At 64.7% G+C, this 20,794-nt stretch carries 22 protein-coding genes; 12 read left to right on the top strand and 10 right to left on the bottom strand.

Annotated elements, in window-relative coordinates; all coding sequences use genetic code 11:
* Position 1: 1 nt before the first annotated feature.
* On the top strand, positions 2–379 hold the full coding sequence (locus ACWA13_RS05600) for a VOC family protein (RefSeq protein ID WP_463937167.1): 378 nt from the start codon (positions 2–4) through the stop codon (positions 377–379).
* Positions 380–456: 77 nt separating this feature from the next.
* Here the strand turns inward: ACWA13_RS05600 and ACWA13_RS05605 are convergent, their stop codons facing one another.
* From ACWA13_RS05605 to ACWA13_RS05615, 3 genes are all read right to left on the bottom strand, one after another.
* Positions 457–1,182: a hemerythrin domain-containing protein gene (locus tag ACWA13_RS05605; RefSeq protein ID WP_463937168.1), complete on the bottom strand. Its 726-nt coding sequence runs from the start codon at positions 1,180–1,182 to the stop codon at positions 457–459.
* Between the two features lie 253 nt (positions 1,183–1,435).
* A complete protein-coding gene (locus ACWA13_RS05610) occupies positions 1,436–2,977 on the bottom strand; it encodes an alanine/glycine:cation symporter family protein (RefSeq protein WP_463937169.1) in 1,542 nt (513 codons plus the stop codon).
* A 189-nt stretch (positions 2,978–3,166) separates the two neighbouring features.
* A complete protein-coding gene (locus ACWA13_RS05615; RefSeq protein ID WP_463937170.1) occupies positions 3,167–4,021 on the bottom strand; it encodes a ribokinase in 855 nt (284 codons plus the stop codon).
* Positions 4,022–4,153: 132 nt separating this feature from the next.
* On the opposite strand from ACWA13_RS05615, the gene ACWA13_RS05620 reads away from it, so the two are divergent.
* Positions 4,154–5,575 (top strand): MFS transporter, encoded by a 1,422-nt coding sequence (locus tag ACWA13_RS05620; protein ID WP_463937171.1) that lies wholly within the window; start codon positions 4,154–4,156, stop codon positions 5,573–5,575.
* 38 nt (positions 5,576–5,613) lie between these two features.
* Complete coding sequence (locus ACWA13_RS05625) at positions 5,614–6,636, top strand: nucleoside hydrolase (protein ID WP_463937172.1); 1,023 nt, start codon at positions 5,614–5,616, stop codon at positions 6,634–6,636.
* Between the two features lie 44 nt (positions 6,637–6,680).
* Here ACWA13_RS05625 and ACWA13_RS05630 read toward each other — a convergent pair whose 3' ends face one another.
* A complete protein-coding gene (locus ACWA13_RS05630) occupies positions 6,681–7,463 on the bottom strand; it encodes a GntR family transcriptional regulator (protein WP_463937173.1) in 783 nt (260 codons plus the stop codon).
* Between the two features lie 135 nt (positions 7,464–7,598).
* Between ACWA13_RS05630 and ACWA13_RS05635 the strand changes: the two genes are divergently transcribed.
* Positions 7,599–8,135: a MepB family protein gene (locus ACWA13_RS05635; RefSeq protein WP_463937174.1), complete on the top strand. Its 537-nt coding sequence runs from the start codon at positions 7,599–7,601 to the stop codon at positions 8,133–8,135.
* Positions 8,136–8,218: 83 nt separating this feature from the next.
* Here the strand turns inward: ACWA13_RS05635 and ACWA13_RS05640 are convergent, their stop codons facing one another.
* The 3 genes from ACWA13_RS05640 to sigK all read right to left on the bottom strand — a co-directional run bounded on the left by ACWA13_RS05640 (position 8,219) and on the right by sigK (position 10,406).
* Positions 8,219–8,671 carry a DUF4383 domain-containing protein gene (locus ACWA13_RS05640; RefSeq protein WP_463937175.1) on the bottom strand — a complete coding sequence of 151 codons (453 nt, stop codon included), beginning with the start codon at positions 8,669–8,671 and terminating at the stop codon, positions 8,219–8,221.
* Positions 8,672–8,926: 255 nt separating this feature from the next.
* Positions 8,927–9,784, bottom strand: coding sequence for an anti-sigma factor (locus ACWA13_RS05645; RefSeq protein WP_463937176.1), 858 nt, complete (start codon positions 9,782–9,784; stop codon positions 8,927–8,929).
* Between the two features lies 1 nt (position 9,785).
* On the bottom strand, positions 9,786–10,406 hold the full coding sequence (sigK, locus tag ACWA13_RS05650; RefSeq protein ID WP_463937841.1) for an ECF RNA polymerase sigma factor SigK: 621 nt from the start codon (positions 10,404–10,406) through the stop codon (positions 9,786–9,788).
* A gap of 295 nt (positions 10,407–10,701) precedes the next feature.
* Here sigK and ACWA13_RS05655 point away from each other — a divergent pair, with 295 nt between their 5' ends.
* From ACWA13_RS05655 to ACWA13_RS05665, 3 genes are read left to right on the top strand one after another with little or no spacing between them, the layout of a single operon-like run.
* The gene (locus ACWA13_RS05655; RefSeq protein ID WP_463937177.1) at positions 10,702–11,469 is read left to right on the top strand and encodes a hypothetical protein; all 768 of its coding nucleotides are present in this window, start codon (positions 10,702–10,704) and stop codon (positions 11,467–11,469) included.
* Positions 11,470–11,491: 22 nt separating this feature from the next.
* A complete protein-coding gene (locus ACWA13_RS05660) occupies positions 11,492–12,175 on the top strand; it encodes a sortase domain-containing protein (protein WP_463937178.1) in 684 nt (227 codons plus the stop codon).
* A 45-nt stretch (positions 12,176–12,220) separates the two neighbouring features.
* Positions 12,221–12,826, top strand: coding sequence for a hypothetical protein (locus ACWA13_RS05665; protein ID WP_463937179.1), 606 nt, complete (start codon positions 12,221–12,223; stop codon positions 12,824–12,826).
* Between the two features lie 240 nt (positions 12,827–13,066).
* Here the strand turns inward: ACWA13_RS05665 and ACWA13_RS05670 are convergent, their stop codons facing one another.
* Together ACWA13_RS05670 and ACWA13_RS05675 are read right to left on the bottom strand one after the other, a co-directional pair.
* On the bottom strand, positions 13,067–14,641 hold the full coding sequence (locus tag ACWA13_RS05670) for an alkaline phosphatase D family protein (protein WP_463937180.1): 1,575 nt from the start codon (positions 14,639–14,641) through the stop codon (positions 13,067–13,069).
* Between the two features lie 118 nt (positions 14,642–14,759).
* Positions 14,760–15,167 carry a TfoX/Sxy family protein gene (locus tag ACWA13_RS05675; RefSeq protein ID WP_463937181.1) on the bottom strand — a complete coding sequence of 136 codons (408 nt, stop codon included), beginning with the start codon at positions 15,165–15,167 and terminating at the stop codon, positions 14,760–14,762.
* Positions 15,168–15,473: 306 nt separating this feature from the next.
* On the opposite strand from ACWA13_RS05675, the gene ACWA13_RS05680 reads away from it, so the two are divergent.
* From ACWA13_RS05680 to ACWA13_RS05700, 5 genes are all read left to right on the top strand, one after another.
* Positions 15,474–15,677, top strand: coding sequence for a cold-shock protein (locus tag ACWA13_RS05680; protein WP_011690916.1), 204 nt, complete (start codon positions 15,474–15,476; stop codon positions 15,675–15,677).
* 276 nt (positions 15,678–15,953) lie between these two features.
* Positions 15,954–16,595 (top strand): DUF6318 family protein, encoded by a 642-nt coding sequence (locus tag ACWA13_RS05685; RefSeq protein WP_463937182.1) that lies wholly within the window; start codon positions 15,954–15,956, stop codon positions 16,593–16,595.
* 437 nt (positions 16,596–17,032) lie between these two features.
* Positions 17,033–17,512, top strand: coding sequence for a hypothetical protein (locus ACWA13_RS05690; RefSeq protein ID WP_463937183.1), 480 nt, complete (start codon positions 17,033–17,035; stop codon positions 17,510–17,512).
* A gap of 69 nt (positions 17,513–17,581) precedes the next feature.
* Positions 17,582–19,198, top strand: coding sequence for an alkaline phosphatase D family protein (locus tag ACWA13_RS05695; RefSeq protein ID WP_463937184.1), 1,617 nt, complete (start codon positions 17,582–17,584; stop codon positions 19,196–19,198).
* 141 nt (positions 19,199–19,339) lie between these two features.
* On the top strand, positions 19,340–20,173 hold the full coding sequence (locus ACWA13_RS05700) for an SDR family NAD(P)-dependent oxidoreductase (protein ID WP_463937185.1): 834 nt from the start codon (positions 19,340–19,342) through the stop codon (positions 20,171–20,173).
* A 68-nt stretch (positions 20,174–20,241) separates the two neighbouring features.
* On the opposite strand, the gene ACWA13_RS05705 is transcribed toward ACWA13_RS05700, so the two are convergent.
* Positions 20,242–20,793 (bottom strand): dihydrofolate reductase family protein, encoded by a 552-nt coding sequence (locus ACWA13_RS05705; protein WP_463937186.1) that lies wholly within the window; start codon positions 20,791–20,793, stop codon positions 20,242–20,244.
* Position 20,794 lies beyond the last annotated feature (1 nt).

Raw genomic sequence — 20,794 nt, forward strand, 5'->3', positions numbered from 1 at the left:
CATGGTCTCCCGTATAAGCGAACTGGTCCTCAATTGTGCCAACCCTGAATTGCTCGTCCGCTTTTGGTGCGGCGTCCTCGGCTATGTTGAGCTCGACCGGGAGGACGGTGCGATCGAGATTGGCCCGCCAGGTACCGGGTTCGGGGGCCTGCAACCAACTATCATCCTGAGCCCCAGCAGTAACCCCCGGCCCGGACGGCTTCCCCTGCACATCGACGTGAACCCCGTCGATCGGGACCAGGACGCCGAGTTGGAACGCCTGCTTGCCCTGGGAGCCAGTCCCGCCGACGTCGGGCAAACCGGCAACGAGCAATGGCACGTCCTGGCCGATCCCGAAGGCAACGAGTTCTGCCTCCTGCGCAAACGGCTCGAGCCCTGATCCGTAGAGCTACCGACAGCCCTCCGCTGTGACTTCCCCGCGCGGGATCCGCATCAGCTGAGCCGAAAGCCAGCCGACTAGAGTGTCTGGGGAACCTCGCGCCCCGGGAAGAGCGTCGCGTACTGTTTCCGGAACATCCTGCGGCCCACGAGTCGGTAGCCAAGGCGGACCGGCGGGGGAATCTCCTTGAACATTTCCTTCTGGTCTTGGAGCGGATTCGTGGCCAGCACCATCCCGAGGTAGCCGACCAGGAACTTCTTGTCGAGCTGATCGATCCCGTGCTTCGCGCCCTCCTGCAATTCCTTCTCAGTCAGCACCCTGTCCACGACGGGCATTACCTCCGTCACTTCGCGGCGCAGGTGAACGTTGAGGACGGCCTTCAAGTCCTCGTAGCGATCAGCGAGTTCCCGGCCAACTTCTGCGTCTGCCGTCTCCATCCAGCGAAGGCGGACCGGCTCGATGCTCTCCAGCCGGTCCGTCACCTGCCGGTGCTGCTCAAGCATTTGAGCTACGTGCAACGCACACGCCGGCGCCCGCTCAGCGAGCTGCGGGTACATGGTCTGGTCCTCGCCCTCGTGGTGTAAGTGGAGCACCTTGTCGAAGTTCCCCAGCACTTCGCCCACATAGGCAGCGCGGGCGGTGTCGCCGGCTGCGGCGGAGCGCACCAGTCCAGGCGCCTCGTCGTACGCCCACAGGAAGAAGCGGTGGATGCGCCGCATGCCAGCCGTTCCTGCACACAGGACGGGTCCCGGAGGCAAAGGCGCTGCGGTCTCGCCGGGCTGCATCGTGAAAAAATCAGTCATTGGATTGCCCCTAACGGTCGACATGCGAGACCACGACCACTCCCCGGCAGCATCGTATCCCTGGCCCTCATACCGCACAATGGTCGGTTGACCAGCCACGGCCGATTGAACAACAGCGGCGGGGCGATCAGCGGAAGAGTACGCGCCGTCGTCGGCTGCCAATTCTCGCGCCACCTTAACGCAACAGCGGTGCGGCTGGCAGGTAAGCCAGCCGCACCGCCGTCGTGCGTTTAGTGCAGATGTTGCCGGGGCATTAGCTCCGCACAGATTCCTTCTCGCGCTCGGCCGGCTTGTAGGACTCCCAGAAGGTGGCCCCGACGATGCCCAAGGGCTTCGGGTCGAAGACCGGATCCAGGCCCAGCTTCTGCTGGCGCTCGAAGTCCTTGAGCGCCTTGAATGCAGGCTTCTGCAGGATCAGGATGCCGATGATGTTCAGCCAGGCCATCAGGCCCACGCCGATGTCGCCCATCGCCCAAGCATCCGTAGCCGTGTTCACGCAGCCGTAGGCGACGGCGATCAGGATCGCCACCTGCAGGACCATGGTGGTCGCGCGGCCAATACTGACCCGGAGACCCGGGATCAGCTTCTTGGACGAGGTGCCCACCAGGAAGCGCAGGTTGGTTTCCGCCATGTAGTAGTAGGCGATGACCGTGGTCAGGCAGAAGAAGATCAGCGTGATCGCGATGAACGAGGCGCCGAAACCTGGGAAGACGGAGTCGAAGCCGGTCTGCACGTACTGCGGGCCCACGACGGCCGTGGCCGAAAGCAGCCCGCCCTCCACCAGGATGCCGCCTTCTTCGCTGCCACCGGAGAAGACGCGGTAGGCGCCGGTGGAGAGGATCAGGAAGCCGGTGGCCGAGCAGACAAACAGGGTGTCGATGTAAACAGCGAAGGCCTGGACGAGGCCCTGCTTCGCCGGGTGGGAGACCTCGGCCGCAGCAGCGGCGTGCGGGCCAGTGCCCTGGCCGGCTTCGTTCGAGTACACGCCGCGCTTGACGCCCCACATCACGGCCAAACCGATGACGGCGCCGAGCGCCGAATCCATACCGAAGGCGCTGCGGAACACCAGCGAGAGGATCGCCGGCAGCTGGGCGGCGTTCACGAAGACGACGATCAGGGCAAGGACGATGTAAGCGACGGCCATGAACGGCACGACGAACGCCGCGACGCTGGCGATGCGCTTCACGCCGCCGATGATGACAAACGCCAGGAGAATGACAGAGCCGACGGCTACGACCCACGGCTCCAGGGCCCAGGCACCATCAATGGCGGTGGCCATCGAGTTGGCCTGCACACCCGGCAGCAGGACGCCACAGGCCAGGACCGTCACGGCAGCAAAGACGTAGCCGTATACCTTGAAGAAGCCGGCGCCCTTGGTGTGGGCGAAGGCGCGGGAGAAGTAGTAAGCGGGGCCGCCGCGGTACTCGCCGGTCAGCGGGTCGCGGGTCTTGTAGATCTGGCCCAGGGTGGACTCGATGAAGGACGTCGATGCACCCAGGAAGGCCACTGCCCACATCCAGAACAGGGCGCCAGGTCCGCCGAAAGCGATCGCGGTGGCGACGCCGGCGACGTTGCCGGTGCCCACGCGGCCGGACAGGGACATGGCCAGAGCCTGGAAGGAGGAGACGCCAGCGGCGGACTTCTCACCGCCAATGATCTGCTGGATCATGCCCTTGACGTGCCGCAGCTGCAGGAAGCGCGAACGGACGGAGAAGTAGACGCCGGAGGCGAGGCAGAGATAGACGAGCCAATCGCTCCAGATCACGCCATTGATGGCTGATAAAACATCGCTCATAAGTGTGGGGTCCCTCCATGAAGAGCGCGGGTGATGCGGTGGATGCCAGGTGCTGCGCGCAGTCGGTTGACTCGGTGGCGCGCACCACACCAAAACCTGTGAAGTCTCTCACGAAGTTTGGTGCGGGTCCATTTGGGCTGTTATCCGCCCCCGGGTTTCGACAGGCTCAACCACCGGGTTTCGACAGGCTCAACCACCGATTCGGGCAACGTACTTCGCCAGCGGGGCCAGTGCCGGCTGGGAGGAGTCATCGCCCACCGCGTCCCCACCCACCGCGTTGGCCACGGCCAGCGCTTCGGCGTAGGGGAGTCCGGAGCCAAGCGCCAGCACCAGGGCGGCGCAGAACGCGTCGCCCGCGCCGATGGTATTCGCCACGGTCACCGCGGCGGCCGGAGCCTCGGCCACCTTGCGTCCGTGCTCAAACATCGCCGCGCCGTCCTTCCCGTAGGTGACGGCCACCAGCTTCGCCTTCGCCAGGGCCGGGATCAGGGCGTATTCGGTCTCGTTGACGATCACCAGGTCGCAGCGCTCCAGCAGCTCAACCGGCAGGTCCATGGCCGGCGCCGCGTTCAGCACAAAGTAACCCTCGGACCGACTGGCCGCCTCCAGCACCACGGGCACGCCCACCTCAAGCTGGCACAGCACGGTCTCCTCAGGCCCGAACTCGAGGCCCTCCAGCGAGAGCCGGGAGTTGGCGCCGGGGCACACCACAATCTGGTTTTCGCCCTCGGCGTCCACCACGATCAGCGCCGTCCCTGTTGCGTCGCCGTCGAGCATTGCCACAGCGGAAGCGTCCACGCCGGCAGCGGACAGGGCATCCAGCATCAGCTGGCCGGAGGCGTCAGCGCCCACCGCGCCGACCATCCGCACGCTGCCGCCCAGCCTTGCTGCGGCCACGGCCTGGTTGGCGCCCTTGCCGCCCGGCTGCTGCTGCAGGACGCCGCCGCCAATGGTTTCACCGGCGGTGGGAAGCCGGTCCGTGGTGGCAATGATGTCCAGGTTGATGCTGCCGACGACGGTGACGGCAGGAAGTGTGGTGCTCATGAAAGTCCTAACGGGCCAGGGGTCTGAGTAAGAAATAGTGTACGGCACGGTTGTACTTGTGTGTCATACATGGTTGTATAACAACTCACGTCCCAGTTGCAGGATCCTGCCTGCCAAACAAAGGAGTTTGATGTGAATACCCCCACCTCGGTTGCCGCACCGCCGCCGGAGACCGAAAAAGAAACCCCCAAATTCGTCGGCCGCCGCGCCGCGCTCCTGATTTCCACCCTGCTGTTGGGCGTCCTGTCCTTCCAGCTCAATGCCAGCATGGTCACCCCGGCCCTGCCGCAGATCGCAGCCTCCTTCGGCCTCGGCGCGGACAGTGCAGCCCCGGTCCAGTCCATGTTCTTCCTGGCCGGCGCCATCGCCGGGCCGGTGATCGGACGCTGGAGCGACTTCATCGGCCGCCGCGCCGCCCTGCTCCTGGTCCTGGGCATCATGGGCGCCGGCACCGTCCTGTGCATCGTCGCCCCCACCCTGCCGCTGCTGGTGGCCGGCCGGTTCCTGCAGGGCGTCTCCAGCGCCGTCTTCGCCCTCGCCTACATTGTGCTCAGCGAAAACCTGAACGCCCGCGTCTTCGGCACCTCGGTGGGCATCATCGCCGCCATCAACGGCGGAGTGGGCGGCGTGGACGGCTACGTGGGCGGGCTGATGGCTGAAACGCTCGGCTTCCGGTCCATCTTCGTCGTCGTCCTGGTCCTCACGGCCATCGCCGCCGGCTGCATCCTCAAAATGGTCCCCGCCGGACGGCCCCAGGGCGTCCGCGGCGCCATGGACTGGTGGGGCGCCGGATCCCTCTCGGTGTTCCTGGTGTTCATCACCTACTTCGTCTCTGACGGCTCGGCCGCCGGCTGGACCGCGCCCAGCACCCTGACCTTGCTGGCCGGCTCGATCGCTTCCTTCACCGCCTTCTGGATGATCGAGAAGAAGCGCAGCCACCCGCTGATCGCCGTCCACCACCTGCGCTCCCGCCAGGTCTGGCCGGTCATCGCCACCACTGTGCTGACCCTCGCCGGCATCTTCGCCATCATCAACTTCACCGTGGTGCTGCTCAGCCAGGACGCCCTCAACGGCTTCGGCCTCAGCGCGTCCGTCTCCGCCCTGCTGTTCCTGACGCCCGCCGCCCTGATCGGCGTCTTCGCCGCACCGCTGGCCGGCTGGCTGGCTGACCGCCGCGGCTGGATCAAGACCCTCCGGATCGGCACCGGCCTCAGCCTGGCCTGCGCCATCACCGCCGCAATGTTCTCCCACAACCAGGTAGGCGTCCTGATCGCCATCGCCGCCCTGGGCATCTTCTACAACGGCTTCTTCCTCACCGCCATCAACGGCCTCTCGGTCCTGCTCTCGCCCAAGGAAGCTCCGGCCGCGCTGCCCGGCATCAACGGTGCCTCCTTCGGCATCGGGGCGAGCCTCGGCGTCGTGGTCGTTGCGCCGTTCGCCGCCCAGGCAACGTCCGCCGGCTATGCCACCGCCCTCTGGATCTCGGTGGGTATTACAGCGGCCGCCTTCATTGTCAGCCTCTTCGTGGCCGCGCCCAAGGGCGAAACTCTCTGACCTCCAAACCCCGCACCAACCGAAACGAGAAACACAGCATGACCATCCCTCCCAGCAGCCCGATCTACCTCGACTGCGACACCGGAATCGACGACGCCCTGGCCCTGGCCTACCTGCTCGCCTCCCCGCAGGCGGACCTTCGCGGGATCGGCACCGTCAGCGGCAACGTCAGTGCCGCCGACGGCGCCCGCAACACCCTGGACCTGCTCCAGCTCGCCGGCCGCGCGCACATCCCCGTCGCACTCGGTGCGCACGACCCCCTGGTGGGCGGCTTCCGCGGCGGCGCCCCGCACGTCCACGGCGCCAACGGCATCGGCGAGGTATCGCTGGAGGCATCCAGCGCCCGGCTCGCGCCCGATTCCGCGGCGCAGATGCTGGTCCGGCTCGCCCACGAACACCCCGGCACGCTCCGGATCCTGGCCGTGGGCCCGCTGACCAACGTTGCCGAGGCCCTCCGGCTGGATCCGCAGCTGCCGCGGCTGGTCCGGGACGTCACCATCATGGGCGGTGCCGCCTACGCCCCCGGCAACATCACCGCGGTGGCCGAAGCCAACATCGCCAACGATCCCGAGGCCGCCGCCGAGGTCCTCGCGGCCGACTGGGACGTGACCCTGGTACCGCTGGATGTCACCATGGCATCTGTCCTGGAGGAGAGCCACCGGCAGCAGCTGCTCGCCGCGCCGGGGCCGGTGCCGCAGGCGCTGGGGGAGATGCTGGGCTACTACTTCCGCTTCTACGAAAGCCAGTTCGGCCGCGCCTGCTCCGCCATGCACGATCCCCTCGCCGCGGCAATCGCCATGGGCGGCGTGGGCGCGTCACTGGCCCCGGTGGTGAGGGTCGACGTCGACACCACCCAGGGCCCCGGCCGCGGCCAGACCATCTTCGACCTCCGCGGACGCTACCTGGGCTACCCGGAGCAGACCGGCGCGCGCTGCCGGGTAGTGCTGGAGCTGGCGGACGACTTCGCGCCGCACCTGGTGGAGACCCTGCTGGCCTATTCGGTGGTTGAGCCTGCCGAAACCACGACGGCGGCACTCGCCTCCGCGGAATCGGTCGCCTAGGTCCCGGGGTACCCGGGCCTTTCCAGGGCTGTGTTGGGGTTGGGTCAGGCCTGGAACTGCTGCATCACCGAAAGGTGCCCGGCGCGCGCCGCGATCAGGCACTTTGCCAGGTAGAAGGGCCTGTTGCCCTGCCGGACGTACTGGGTGAGTACCAGCACCGGATCGGAGGGCCGCAGGTCCAGCAGCTTGGCGCGGCTCGGGCCCACTTGGCTGAGGCTGATCTGGCACTCGCCCGGGCCCGGAACCCGGCCCATCGCAGTGCTGAGCGTGGCAAACAAGGTGGCTCCGCCGTCGTCCTCCAGGTCCAGGGGCGCGGCGGGGCTGGTGCCCAGGCTGACCGGCTGGGCGGAGACATGCTCCTGCAGGTGGGCGATGGCCTCGCCGTCGCGGATGAGCACCGATTCCCAGAGCCAGCAATCAGTGCCCGGCTCCACGCCGATGCCCGGGGCGACGAATTCCGAGGCCGGCTGCAGTTCCTTTTGGATGCGTTTGATCTCCAGGTGCTGCCCGGGGCCGCCCAGGACCTCCTCGAAAGGCCGAATCCGCTCGATGCCAATGCGGGGGAGCGTGTCCGAGACAAACCGGCCTACCCCGCGCCGTGCCCGGATCAGGCCGTCCTCCTCCAGCAGCATCAGTGCCTCGCGGACCACCGTGCGGCTGACCTTCATGTCCGCGCCGAGCTCGGTCTCCGTGGGGATCATGGAACCGGGGGTCAGAAAGTTGTTCCGGATGGCCTCGGCAATCCTCGAATACACCGCCACGCGCAGGGGTGAGCCGGGCTGGGCGGCCACCGGCCGGGACAGGAAGCTCGCGGCGTCCTCGTGCACGTTATGCCTCGCTTTGCTGCTGGTCTCAGGGATTCCCAGCCTACCGGTGTGACGCGTTTGTTGGACAACATCATCAACCGCTGCCGAACGGGCCCGAGGCGGCCACGCCCGCTGCGGCTGTGGCAGGATGGGCCGGTGCCATTCGCTTCCTTTGCCGCCTACGCCCGCTTGGTACTAAATCCCGCCAACATCCGGCACAGCGTCGAAGCGGAGCTGGAGAATGCGGAGTACCAGGCCGGGATTGCCACTCTCGGCGGGCAGCGTTGGCGGATCCGCACGGCAAAAGTCACACCCACCAAGCCGGGAGCATTCGTTTCGGTCTGGCGTCGGGCCGAGGATGGCTCGACGGAGCCATTCCCGTTTGATGAACCGGTGCACGGATTGCTGGTGTTTGTTGAGCACGAGGGCAGGTCTGGGGTGTTCCGGTTTCCGCGGGAGATGCTCGCCCGCCTAGGCGTCTCCAGCTCCGCGGCCGGCGGGGGCAAATGCGGTTTCCGGGTTTACCCTGCGTGGTGCAGCGGGCTGAACCCGCAGGCGGCACGCACGCAGAAGGCGCAGGCGCACGGGTTCGCGGAGTTGTCCATCCAGGCGAGCGCGTACTGCCGCCCATCCGTGCCGCTTCGCACCGCCGTCGAACAGCCGTCAGTCAACGGGCAGCCACCGAATTCATGACAAAAGCAGGTGGCGGCAAACGCTCCGAGGAGCATCTGCCGCCACCTGCCGGGGCTTTTCCTGCGCGGGACCTGCCGCGGGGGTTACGGGTGAAGGCTGCTGCGGCCCCGGGTGAGGATCATGGCCAGGGCGATCATGCCGACGCCGAGCGCCAGGTGCAGGATGTTGTCGAAGCTGTTCAGGGGCACGAAGTTTCCGACCGAATCCTGCGGGACCACCAGGCCGTAGACGAACAGGACCAGGTAGATGATGCCGCCGTAGAGCAGGAAGGACCTGGCACCACCTGCGCTGCGGGCCAGCACCAGGCCGGCGACACCGAAGAGCAGGTGGACGATGTTGTGCAGGACCGATACCTGGAACAGGCCCAGCAGCAGGGCCTCCGAGTGGGCGCCGGCGAAGTGCAGCTGGTCGTGGTTGGCGGTGATGCCGGGGATGAAGCCCAGTACGCCGACCAGCAGGAACACGGCGCCGACGGCCATGGATGCCTTCTGGACGTTGGTGCGGCCGGTGGTACGGGAATGCGTGTGAGTAGCCATGGTGTTCTCCTGGATGCGATAGCTGTTTATGGAGCAGCGGCTTGTGTTTGCCCGCTGTTCCAAAGGGTTACGCCTTTCATTCGGGGCACACCGTAGAACGGATGGGTCATCGAGGAGAACTTTCTCCCGTGGTGTTCCAGGGTTTACCCGGAACAGCAAAAAAGCCCGGGTACCTGAACCTCTTTGGAAGGCTCTGGTACCCGGGCTTCGTAACCTGATACAGGTTCAGTCGTCCGCGGTCAGGCGGACGGCAGGCTAGGCGCCCAGCGGGGCTGCGGCAACCGTCGGCATCGTGGGTGATGGAGATCCGCCATCAGGTTCCACCGTGATTCCCAGCGCGGCGGCGGAGCTGATTCCGGTGACTACGGCCGGCGTGGACAACGCCTCGGCTTCCATCAACCCCTGGGACACCGGCGCGGAGCCGTCTTCGGGGATCAGCCACATCTGGTAGACCTTGCCCTCGGGCGGCGGCGGGACGTCCTTCATTCGCAACACCACGGCGTCCCTGGATTCGGAGATCGTCACCGTCGCGGTACCGCCGCCGGATACTGCCACCGTCTCTTCACGCACATCCTGCGCCTGCAGTATCTGGTTCACCGGATCGTTCTGGGTGACCACATAGGAGCCAATACCCAGCCCGCCCAGGGTCAGCACGCCGGCAGCAACAGCGCCGATCAGCCATTTTCTGGCCGCGGACGGGTTGCGTCGTTCCTCCCGGCGGTGCCGGGCAGCCTGCAGGTCATCTCTTGGCTGCGATCGGGCGGCCGACGGCGGGGCGTCGGCCGGTGCCGCCGCAACCGGCGCCCTTGAGGCGGCGTCCGGCAGTTGCGCCAGGGTTCGATCCAACAGTCCGGCGGGCGGCTCTTCCTCCACAGCAAAAGCCAGCGACAGCGTTTCCCTTGCCTGGCGGACCCGCTCGTCAAAAGCATCGCGCTCAGCCTGCGGGGCGGCCGAGATATAGCCGTCAATCAGGTCCCGCTCGTCGTCGCCAATGGCGTCCAGCGCATAAATCTCCGCCAGCTCTACGGCGCGGCCGGCCTCAAGGTCAGTGGCAATGTCGGCGGCGAAACCGCGGAAGGCTGTGCCGCCGTCGTTTGCGTCCATGCTGTTCATCTCAACTCACCTCCAAACAGGTCTTCAACCGGAGCAGTCCATCCCGGATCCGGGATTTGATAGTTGGTATTGCGGAATTCAAACGTTCGGCAACTTCCCGGTAGGTCAGGCCGCCGTAATACGCCAGCCGGACGGATTCCTGCTGCGTCTCCGTCAAGGTCCCCAGACAGCGCACCACGGCCTCGGCCTCCAGCCGGCTGCCAACCTCGTCGGAGACCGAATCGTGGTCGATCTCCTGGCTGTTGGCTCCGTACTTGGCCTCGCGGTCCGTGGAAGCCTGCGCAGAGCGGACCTTATCCACGGCGCGGCGGTGCGAAATGGTCATGAGCCAGGCCAGCGGACTGCCCGCTGCCGCGTTGTAGCTTGTTGCCTTCTGCCACACCTGCAGGTAAACCTCCTGGGTGGCGTCTTCGCTGAGTTCCAGGTCCACCAGGACGCGCCGGGCCATGCCGAAGACGCGGCGGGAGGTCAGCCGGTAAAACTCAGCAAACGCTGCCGTGTCGCCGTCGGCCACCCGGGCCAACAGCACGCCCAGTTGCCTGTTCAGATCCGGGCCGGCACTTGGCGCGGCGGGGACGGCGCCAGGTGCGGGCGCAGAGTTTGGAGCGTTGGGAGTTTCCATCACTGTCCAGCATAGGACGCTCGCCTGTAACGTACTCACTTATTTCACCTGCCGCTCCATGTGTCTTGTGGGTTGTACAGGGTATTCGGTGCCGCGGGCCGTTTGGATCGGTGTGCGTGCAGTTACGAATCTAGGCGGGGGACAAGCACCGTCGCAGTTTCGAGGCAGTTCCGGGCGGCCGGGAAAAATATATTTCCATCCGACCCATCCGACCGGAAACGTGATCCGAAGCACCTCTGTGTCCCCTTCCGGGGAAGCGACCACATCACATGCAGTTGTATGAGGAGATTTTCAAATGAACAAGACACTTCGCTACATGGCAGTCCCCACCCTGGCCCTCGGCGCACTGGCTCTCTCCACTGCTCCGGCCATGGCTCATGACGGTCCGCACTCCTACCAGTCCACCCTGGGGCAGATCAACGGCAGCTCCGCAGCAGGAACCATCACCGTGGACGTCAACGGCAATGAAGCCCACGCGGTGCTGAAGGTCTCCGGCCTGGCCGAAACCTTCATGGACGCGCCGTACCCCCACGTCCAGCACATCCACGGCGGAGCACAGGGCACCTGCCCGGACCCTTCCGTTGATGCAGACGGCAACGGCGTCATCTCCACCACCGAAGGCGCACCGAACTACGGCGGCATCGTCACCACACTCTCCACCAGCGGTGACACCAGCCCCGCAGCCGGCCTTGATCTCAAGGTCGCCGGACAGGGCGGCAGCTACACCATTGACAGGACGTTCGAGCTGAACGCCGAAACCAAGGCCGCACTCGAAGCCGGCACCGCCGTCGTCGTTGTCCACGGTCTTGACCCCGCCACGCTGACCAAGGCCGGTGCCGAAGCCAAGAGCGATCTGGTTCCGGAACTGCCCCTGGCCGCTACCTCGCCCGCTCTGTGTGGGACCCTGACCGAGGGCATGGCCATGCCGGTAGGCGGCGCTGATACGGGCGTTGCTTCCACCTCCGGTACCGACACCGGTGCCCTGGCACTGGGTGGCGGACTGGTTCTCGCCGCACTTGCCGGCGGAGCCTACGTCATCCGTCGCCGCACCGCCGTAGCCTAAGCCCTTCCCAGGACTGGTTACCATGAGGAAGATTCCCGGCCGCAGCGGAGGCCCTGTTGCCTCCGCGGCGGCCGGGGCTCTGCTCCTGCTGGCGCTGGCCGGTTGCGGCAGCGCAATGCCCGACGCCGGAGCCGCACCCAGCGCCTCCGCTTCAGTTTCTGCGGAGCCGGCCACGCCGTTGGCACCCGCACCCACCACCCCGCCGCCTGCTCCGGCAGCCGCCCCCGCTGAGGCTAAGCCGCCTGTTCTGGCGGAATCGGCACCGGTGACGGTGGCAATTCCTTCGATTGGCCTTCGCAACGACCTGATCCATTTGGGTCTGCGGGAAAACGGCTCCCTTGAGGTTCCGCAGGATACCGGCAGCGGAGCACCCGCCAGCTGGTACACCGGTTCCCCCACCCCGGGGGAGCGCGGACCCTCCGTACTGCTGGGCCACGTCAATGCGCTTGGCGGAGCCAAAGGTGTGTTCGCGGACCTGCGGCAGCTGACGCCGGGGGCCGAGATCAACGTGACGCGCGCTGATGGCAGCGTGGCGGTGTTCACCGTGGACCGCGGGGCTCTGTACAGCAAAAACAGCTTCCCCACCTTCGAGGTCTACGGCAACACGCCAGGATCCGAGCTGCGGCTCATCACCTGTGACGGCTACGACGCCGCAACCGGCCTCTTCAACGACAACTACGTGATCTACGCCAAGCTCAAGGCCTGACAACACACTGTCCCCCCTGATTAGGGTGTGCGGCAAAGGATGGACATGGAAATGAACAACCGTAAGCACGCACTGGTCTTGTTGACCGCCGCGTCCCTGCTGCTCACAAGCTGTGCAGCAGGGGCCGGCGGTAACGGCGGCGCCCACGACGGCGGCCACGCCGGCCACGGTGCCAGCTCCGAAAGCCTCACCCCTGCAGGAGCCACCACGGCTGACGGCCCCACCGAGGCCTCCAAGATGGTTTGCGGGGACCAGGTGATGGGCAATGTAGTGTCCATCCTGGGCCTCCCCGAAGACCCGCACACCATCAATGACTGGGCCAACAGCACCTTCAGCTGCACGTACCACCTTGACCAGGGCGACCTGGACATCACCGTTCAGGAAGCCAAGGATGAGGCAGCAGCCCTTGAATACTTCGACGCGATGCAGGCCCTTGCCAAGGACGCCGAGCCCATCAAGGGGCTGGCGAACCTGGGCTTCCCGGCCTACGAAACCGCTGACGGCTCTGCGGTGTTCCAGAAGGACCGGATGATCCTGCAGGTAAACGCCTCCGACCTGCCCAACGATCTGGGTCCGGAGAAGATTACCAAGAACGCCTTCGCGTACCAGCTGTCCACCACCATCCTCGGCTGCTGGATAGAGCACCCGTAGGGTTTGCGCTCTGATTCACTCCCCGCTGGGCCAGGTTTCCAGTTCAGTGGTGTCCGCGTGGACGCCATGCAGCGGCTCAAGGGCCCGAATTTCCTCAAACTGCTCCACGGTTCGGCGCGGGGGCCACTGACGACGCCGATAGCCCGGTGTCCCTGCGAATGGTCTGCCCACGACGGCGGGCGACCGGTTCGAAAACCGGCCGCCCGCCGTCGTGCTTTCCTGCCTTAAGGCTTGGCCCTTTTACTTGGCCTGTAGGCCCGGGACGCCGTCGAGGATCTGGTAGCTGGCCTTGGTGGAGACGGGGGCACCGGGGGCGGTCACTTGGCTCACCACCCGGAAATCAGCCTGCATGGAGTCCTTGGTGATGGTGGTGTTCACGTAGCCGCGGTTGTCGTTGTAGAACTTCAGGTGCGGGTTCCATGCCATGATCGGATCCACGGTGGAGCCGGAGCCGTTTCCGGTGGAGGTGATGGACGTGCACACCAGTTCGGAGCCGACCACCGGTGAGGCAGGGTCCTTGTAGTCGAGTTTGACATCGGCAGCCCAGTTACGGTGCACGTCGCCGGTCAGTACGACGGCGTTGCGGACGTTCGCGTCCACCCAGCCCTGCGTGATCCTCCGCCGGGAAGCGGCGTAGCCGTCCCAGCCGTCCATGGAAACGTCATCGATGGCCAGGTCCTGGGCGCGGTCGCGCTCGGTGAAGAACACCTGCTGGCCCAGGATGTCCCAGCGCTGGGAGGAGTTCTGCAGGCCGTTGAGCAGCCACTGTTCCTGCTCGGCGCCGGTGATGGTGCGGTTCTCCGCCAGGCGTTCGGCCACGTTCTTCTTCCAGCCGTCGCCGGCAAGCTGGTCATCACGGTACTGGCGGGTGTCCATCATGTGGAAGTTGGCCAGCTGGCCCCACTGGAGAGTGCGGTAGATCTTCATATCGAAACCTGCCGGCACCGAGGAGGCACGCAGTGGCATGTTCTCGTAGTAAGCCTGGAACGCCGCCGCCCGGCGCTGGCGGAAACGCTCAGTGGTGTCGTTCAGCTGGCTGGCGTCCCGGTTCTCCGGGATCTCATCGGCCCAGTTGTTGTCCACCTCGTGGTCATCCCACACCACCAGCCACGGTGCCACGGCGTGCGCGGCCTGCAGATCGGCGTCGGACTTGTACTGCGCGTGGCGCTGGCGGTAGCCGGCAAGCGTGGTGGTCTCCAGGCCTTCGTGCTTGCGCGGGGTGTCGCCGGCGTTTTTCTTGTACTCGTACAGGTAGTCGCCCAGGTGCAGGACCAGGTCCGGGTGGTCCTGGGCGAGGTGGCGGTACGCGGTGAAGTAGCCCTGCTCGTAGTGCGCGCAGCTGGCAAAGGCCATGGCGAGGGCCGCGGGTGTTTCGTGCAGCGCGGGGCTGGTCATGGTGCGGCCGACGGCGGTGAGGTGCCGTCCGGCGCGGAACCGATAGTAATACTCGTGGCCGGACTGCAAACCGCGCAATTCCACGTGCACTGAGTGCGCATTTTCGGGACGGGCGTGCTCCACCCCGCGGACTACGACTTTCCGCATTCCTTCGTCTTCGGCGACTTCCCACGCAACTGCAACGTTGCGATTGGGCATGCCGCCTAGGCCGTCTTCAGCTACCGGGTTCAGGGCGAGGCGGGTCCAGAGGACAAAGCCGTCGGGCCACGGTTCGCCCGAGGCAATGCCGAGCAGGAAGGGATCGTTTTTGAGGCCGGCGTCATCGGCGGTGGAAACCGCGACGGCGGCACCGGGTACCGCGGCGACGATGCCGGCACCGAGACCAACAGAGAGCAGGGACCTGCGTGAAATGTTTTCCATGCATTCGACCGTATGCAGGCAGATTGGACGCCTGCCGACCATTAAGTGAATCGAAAATGAACGGCTGACCAGCATCGGGATGGCGCGATTTGTGAAATTGAGGAGGCACGTATTGGTGCTATGTGGTGTTCTTACGGGCGTAGGGTGCCTTTGTTGTTTTGGGCGCCTTGGGTGGTTTGCTGGCCTTGGGTGGCAGGGTCGCGACATGGGCGAAAGCCTTGTTCACCCAATCGGCCGTCTGTTCGCTGTGGTTCTCGTCCTGCCACGCTTCCGGCAGGCCGGTGTACTCTCCCAGGGGCCGCTCCTCAGGGCCGAAGGGAACTGTAGCTTCGCTGCTTTCAAGCTCTGCCCTGTCGGCGGGAGCCAGCTTGACGCCGACTACCGTCCCGAAAAGGCCGGCAAACATATTGCGGTTCACAAAGGCGCCCAGGTTGCCGAACATCGGCTTCACCATGACATCCGGATGCTTAGGCATGGCCCGTAGGAAACGATTCTTGTCTGCCTCGGACGCCTTGGGCATGTCCATCGCCAACTCCTTCGTGTGCCGCCGTCAGCTGCCGCTACTGACCTGCCAGAAGAGTATGCCGAAGCTGCCGGTACGGGAATAGGCACACCCTCCTCAGCACCGACCCCGGAAGTTAACCTTCCCGGCTATGGCTTCTGGGAGTAAGTCCTGTATAGTCGTATTTGTTGTTGTGTTTATGCAGTGAGTAATTCAGGCAGTAAGCGCGGTCGAAAGCCCGCGTTCTTCTGAAGAAGCGGTTTTGAACACCCCACGCCGGAGGGCCCGAAAGTCGGGACTTTCCCTCCACCTTCAAGAAGGACAAAAATAATGGCTACTGGCACCGTCAAATGGTTTAACGCTGAAAAGGGCTTCGGCTTCATTTCCCCCGATGACTCCTCACAGGACGTTTTCGCACACTACTCTGCGATCAACTCCTCCGGCTTCCGCTCCCTCGAAGAGAACCAGAAGGTCTCCTTCGAAACCGAGCAGGGCCCCAAGGGTCCTCAGGCCACGAACATCCAGGCTATCTAATTTCCTAGATCTTCTGGAACCGTAAGGTTTCTAAGCAGGGCCGGTTCATTGCGAACCGGCCCTGCTTTTTGTTTAACCCGTAGGTGTGTTGGATGCGGCACAGGACAACTGCGGCCATCACCATTCTTGTCTACTTGACTTGCGCGCAGCGCCTTAGCTGTGGATAACTTTGAGGGGCCCAGCAGGGGCACGGGTACCCTTACTTCAGCAGCTTTCGCTTTTTCATACCGCTGCTTCAGCGGCCCTTCCGTTCTCAATAATGTCTGGGGGACATTCATGAATATCCGTACTGCGCTTTCGTCACGACCAAGAGGCCTGGTTGTGGCGTTCCTCGCCGCCGGCGCCTTGGTGCTGACGGGCTGCCAGGGCGGAGAGGGCCCGGTAGCGGAGCCGACATCGACGTCAACTGCTCCCTCGGCGACTCCGACGCCTACGCCAACTCCGACAGCTGCCTACAAGCCGGCCGACGCTTCCGGCAAGGCCCAGAACGTTCCGGTTCCCGTGAAGCCTGCCCTGGCCGACGAGAACTCGAAGGAAGGCCTGGAGGCGTTCACGAAGTACTGGTACGAATTGCTGGACTACGGGTATGAAACCGGCGACACGTCATTGTGGGTGGCGGCGACCCAACCTGGATGCGAACTCTGCGACACCTTTGAAAAGGGCCTTGCGGAGTCCTACGCGGGGGAGCACTGGGTAGTGGGCGGGCGCCTGTCTACACCGAGCATCGAGGCGCATTGGCAGGAGGGAGCTGCCAAACAATCAGTTGCGGTGCAGGTCATTCAGGACAGGATTGAGTTTTACGGCCCGCCCAATGTCCAGCCCTTTCCCCCGCTTGACGAAACTAATGTTGCTGCTGCCTTCTTTGCCACTTATGCAGATGGATCTTGGGTAGCTACAGACATCGGTCAATTGGTGTAGCCGTGCGGCAGCTCTTCGCTACGCTCTCCGTTCTAGCATTGTTGCTGATCGCAGTTGGCACTCCAGCCGCTCAGGCGGCAAAGGCGCCTGAGATTTCATACGGTAAAGAGACTATTGAGGTCCAGTCGCGGTGGACTGTTGAAGAGGCAACTAATGCCATAGTTGCGCACTCGCAGACGATGCCCCACGATCCAAATCAATATTCGTACGCTCTGCAGTGCCAGCTTGATGAAAACTCTGTCAGGAATCATTGCCTTCCTGGTCAGATCACTTGCCCTCCGAGTGAAGATGGAACCGAAGGGCAAGCGATCGTATGGAGATACGCGCCAAAGACGATCCCGGACCCCACTTGGTCCCAATGGACACCCATCGGTGGCCCGACCTGTCTGTATGACCCCAATCCTGAAGACGTCCTGCCCCGCATCGCCGCCCGAATCTTGGAGGACTTCCGCAATCTTCCAGTAGCGGCTGGCGTCATTTCAGCCCAGCCGTCCCCGCACACCCTCGTAGGTGCCGAGACCAACGTCTTTGCCAGCGCGGCTGAGCAGCAGTTCGACATCACCATCCTCGGCCAGCAGGTCCACCTCACAGCAACACCGGCCCAGTACACGTTCAACTACGGCGACGGCACCACTCTGGGGCCCAGTGCAACGCACGGCGGCCCCCTCCCGGAAGCTGAATGGGGAACCAAAACCCGTACCAGCCATGCCTACAGCACCACCGGAAACTTCGACGTCACCGTCACCACGTCATTTACGGGGACGTACTCCGTGAACAACGGACCAGCCCTCCCGATCACGGGCACGGGCGAGTTTACCTCGGCGCCGCAGACGCTTCAGGTCTGGCGCTCAGTCACCAAGAACTACGCGGACGACTGCAACGCCAATCCGCTGGGGGAAGGCTGCCGAACCAGGTAGCCTTCAATCCCCTCCGCCTATTCACCTTGCCGTCGCCACGGGTTCACCGGGCCCGGCCACGATAGGTGCATGACTGCTTTCAATCGCCGCACCGTCCTGAAGGGGGCACTGGCAGCCGCCGGTGCCGCCGTCGTTCCTGCCGCTGCCGCTGCCGCCACCGCAGCCAACGGCCCGTCGGCCGTTCCGCTGGTCCGCAACCGGCTCACCCTTCCGTTCGGGATTGCCACCGGCGACGTCACCACAAGTTCCGGTGTGCTCTGGTCGCGGGCGTCCGGTGCGGGCAGGCTGGTGGCGAACCTTCTGGCCGTTGACGACGGCGGTACGCCCCTCCGCGGAGGCCGCGCCTTCCACCGGGTACTTCGTGGCACAAGGGCCAGTGAGGCAACGGACTTCACCTCCAAAATCCTGGCCGAGCGGCTGCCCGGCGGCACCCGGTTCGACCTCTCCCTCAGCTTTGAGGACGCGGACGGCTACGCGGGCGAAACTGTGAAGGGCATGTTCACCACCGCGCCGGACATGTCCGCGATGAAGCGGGACAGGACACCCCGGCGCCAGAGCTTCGTCTGGTCCGGCGATACCGCCGGCCAGGGTTGGGGCATCAATGAAGCCATCGGCGGCATGCGCGGTTACGCTGCCATGCACGCCACCCGCCCGGATTTCTTCATCCACTCCGGGGACACGATTTACGCAGACAATCCCATCTCTGCCCAGGTCATCGAGCCGGACGGGCAGATCTGGCACAACCTGGTCACCGAGGAAGTGTCCAAGGTGGCCGAAACCCTCAACGAGTTCCGCGGCCGGCACCGCTACAACCTCATGGATGCCAACGTGCGGGCCATGTACGCGGAGGTTCCGGTCATCGCGCAGTGGGACGACCACGAGACCCACAACAACTGGTACCCGGGCGAGATCATCGCCGACGCCCGCTACACCGAGCGGAACGTGGACGTCCTCGCCGCACGCGGCCGCCAGGCCTGGCAGGAGTACCAGCCGATCGCTCAGCTCAGCGACGGCAGCACCGGCTTCGAACCGGCCCGCATCTACCGGAAGGTCTCACGCGGCCCCCAGCTGGACATTTTCTGCCTGGACATGCGCAGCTTCAAAGACCCCAACACGGACGGCAAGGAAGCGGACCTCACCGCCATCCTGGGCCAGGAGCAGGCCGACTGGCTGATCAAGGAGGTCAGCCGCTCGCAGGCAACGTGGAAGGTGATCTCTGCGGACCTTCCGATCGGGCTGATTGTGCCCGACGGCGCTGCCCAGGAATCATTGGCAAACGCGGACGACGGTGCGCCGCTGGGCAAGGAACTGGAGATCGCCCGGGTGCTCGCAGCGTTCAAGCGCAACCGGGTTAAGAACATCGTCTGGCTCACCGCTGACGTCCACTATTGTGCCGCCCACCACTATGCACCTGAACGCGCCGCGTTCCGTGACTTCGATCCGTTCTGGGAATTCGTGGGCGGGCCCATCAACGCAGGTACCTTTGGCCCAAGCGGCCTGGACGGCACCTTTGGTCCCGAGGTTGCATTCTTCAAAGCCGGCGCCTATGCGAACCAGTCGCCACGCACGGGTACCAGCCAGTACTTCGGCCACGTCGACCTGGACGAAGACGACGTCTTCACCGTCACCCTCCGCGATGCCACCGGCGCCGTCCTCTGGGGCAAGTCGCTGAACCCCGAGCGTTAGGCGTCACCGCTGCGTCCACACGCGGGTCCCGTGGACGCAGCGGAACACCGTCCGGTCATCCTGCGTTGTACCAGCAGGTGGCTGAAACCAGCAGATGTCCGTGTGCGGATGCTGCGGCTACCGGCCTAGCAGAGGAAGTTCATGGAGCAGAGAACCATCGTCATCACCGGAGCCAGCGACGGCATCGGAGCAGCAGCTGCACGCACGTTTTCCAAGGCCGGCGACAAGGTGGTGATCGTAGGCCGCTCTGAGAACAAGACCAAGGCCATCGCCACCGAACTCAATGCCGACTACTTCCTGGCAGATTTCTCTGAGCTGGCCCAGGTCCGTGCCCTGGCTACGCAACTGCAGGAAAGCTACCCACGGATCGACGTCCTGGCCAACAACGCCGGAGGCATCATGGGTAAGCACCAGCTCACCATCGATGGCCACGAAAGCACTTTTCAGGTCAATCATCTGGCACCGTTCCTGCTCACCACGCTGCTGATGGATAAGCTGCTCGCCAGCTCCGCCAAAATCATCAACACCTCAAGCGCCGCCAACGGCTTCGGCCACCTGGACTTGTCGGACCTCGCTTCCGAACGCAAATACAGCACCAACCGCGCCTACGGCACCGGCAAGCTGGCCAACATCCTCTTCACCTCCGAGCTTCACCGCAGGTTCGGTCCGGGAACCTCGGGCGGAAACTCAATTACGACGGCGGCTTTCCACCCCGGGGTGGTGCGCACGAGTTTTGCCAGTGAGTCCAGCAGCGCCATGCGGCATATCTATACCACGCTGCTCAATCGCTTCATGCTCAGCCCGGATGAGGGAGCGGACACCCTGATCTGGCTGGTCAACGGAACGGCCGGCAAGGATTGGGTGTCCGGCGCGTACTACGCGAAGTGTGCCCTGGCGAAGGCAAACAAACAGGCTTACGACGCCGACCTCGCCCGCCTCCTGTGGGAGCGCAGCGCCGAGCTGGTCAGGGCCTGACCCCACGTCAGAGAACGCAGGGCCTGACCCCACGCCAGGAAACGCAGGGCCTGGCGCCCAGGGAATGATCAGGGGGCCAGCAGGCCGTAGGTGCTGACGAGGTTCCCGTTGCTGGTGCGGTACTCATCATGCAGGGCCAGCCGGGTCTGCGGATCGTTGGGTTCGAACAACCGGCGTCCACTGCCGGCGATCACCGGATGCGTCATCAGCGTCAGTGAATCAAGCAGCCCGGCAAAGAGGAGTTGGCGCGTCACTGAAATGCTCCCGCACACAGCGATCTCGCCGCCGTCGGACTCCTTCAACCTGGCCACGAACTCTTCCAAGGGGGCATCCATCAGGTGCGAGTTCTCCCACTCGAGCGGGCCGGTCAGGCTGCGTGACGCAACGTACTTGGGAACAGGATTGATGAAGCCGGCAAAGTCCTGGTCCACAGGAGCCGTAGGCCAGTATTCGGCCCACTCCTGGTAACTCACCCGGCCCAGCACCACACCGTCCACCCGGCGCATCATCTCGTCCATGCCGTTGCCGAGTTCTTCGTCGAAGGAATTGAACTGCCACAGGAAAGGATCGGACACCACGCCGTCCACCGAATGGAACAGGCCAGCTGTTAACTTACGCATA

The sequence above is a fragment of the Pseudarthrobacter sp. TRD_SC_9 genome, assembly GCF_055361265.1.

What these genes read in the sequence shown, in the direction of transcription:
- ACWA13_RS05600 (WP_463937167.1), top strand. Translation starts at nt 2, where the DNA reads ATGGTCTCCCGTATAAGCGAACTGGTCCTCAATTGTGCCAACCCTGAA.
- ACWA13_RS05605 (WP_463937168.1), bottom strand. Translation starts at nt 1,182, where the DNA reads ATGACTGATTTTTTCACGATGCAGCCCGGCGAGACCGCAGCGCCTTTG.
- ACWA13_RS05610 (WP_463937169.1), bottom strand. Translation starts at nt 2,977, where the DNA reads ATGAGCGATGTTTTATCAGCCATCAATGGCGTGATCTGGAGCGATTGG.
- ACWA13_RS05615 (WP_463937170.1), bottom strand. Translation starts at nt 4,021, where the DNA reads ATGAGCACCACACTTCCTGCCGTCACCGTCGTCGGCAGCATCAACCTG.
- ACWA13_RS05625 (WP_463937172.1), top strand. Translation starts at nt 5,614, where the DNA reads ATGACCATCCCTCCCAGCAGCCCGATCTACCTCGACTGCGACACCGGA.
- ACWA13_RS05640 (WP_463937175.1), bottom strand. Translation starts at nt 8,671, where the DNA reads ATGGCTACTCACACGCATTCCCGTACCACCGGCCGCACCAACGTCCAG.
- ACWA13_RS05645 (WP_463937176.1), bottom strand. Translation starts at nt 9,784, where the DNA reads ATGAACAGCATGGACGCAAACGACGGCGGCACAGCCTTCCGCGGTTTC.
- sigK (WP_463937841.1), bottom strand. Translation starts at nt 10,406, where the DNA reads ATGGAAACTCCCAACGCTCCAAACTCTGCGCCCGCACCTGGCGCCGTC.
- ACWA13_RS05655 (WP_463937177.1), top strand. Translation starts at nt 10,702, where the DNA reads ATGAACAAGACACTTCGCTACATGGCAGTCCCCACCCTGGCCCTCGGC.
- ACWA13_RS05660 (WP_463937178.1), top strand. Translation starts at nt 11,492, where the DNA reads ATGAGGAAGATTCCCGGCCGCAGCGGAGGCCCTGTTGCCTCCGCGGCG.
- ACWA13_RS05665 (WP_463937179.1), top strand. Translation starts at nt 12,221, where the DNA reads ATGGAAATGAACAACCGTAAGCACGCACTGGTCTTGTTGACCGCCGCG.
- ACWA13_RS05670 (WP_463937180.1), bottom strand. Translation starts at nt 14,641, where the DNA reads ATGGAAAACATTTCACGCAGGTCCCTGCTCTCTGTTGGTCTCGGTGCC.
- ACWA13_RS05675 (WP_463937181.1), bottom strand. Translation starts at nt 15,167, where the DNA reads ATGGACATGCCCAAGGCGTCCGAGGCAGACAAGAATCGTTTCCTACGG.
- ACWA13_RS05680 (WP_011690916.1), top strand. Translation starts at nt 15,474, where the DNA reads ATGGCTACTGGCACCGTCAAATGGTTTAACGCTGAAAAGGGCTTCGGC.
- ACWA13_RS05685 (WP_463937182.1), top strand. Translation starts at nt 15,954, where the DNA reads ATGAATATCCGTACTGCGCTTTCGTCACGACCAAGAGGCCTGGTTGTG.
- ACWA13_RS05695 (WP_463937184.1), top strand. Translation starts at nt 17,582, where the DNA reads ATGACTGCTTTCAATCGCCGCACCGTCCTGAAGGGGGCACTGGCAGCC.
- ACWA13_RS05700 (WP_463937185.1), top strand. Translation starts at nt 19,340, where the DNA reads ATGGAGCAGAGAACCATCGTCATCACCGGAGCCAGCGACGGCATCGGA.
- ACWA13_RS05705 (WP_463937186.1), bottom strand. Translation starts at nt 20,793, where the DNA reads ATGCGTAAGTTAACAGCTGGCCTGTTCCATTCGGTGGACGGCGTGGTG.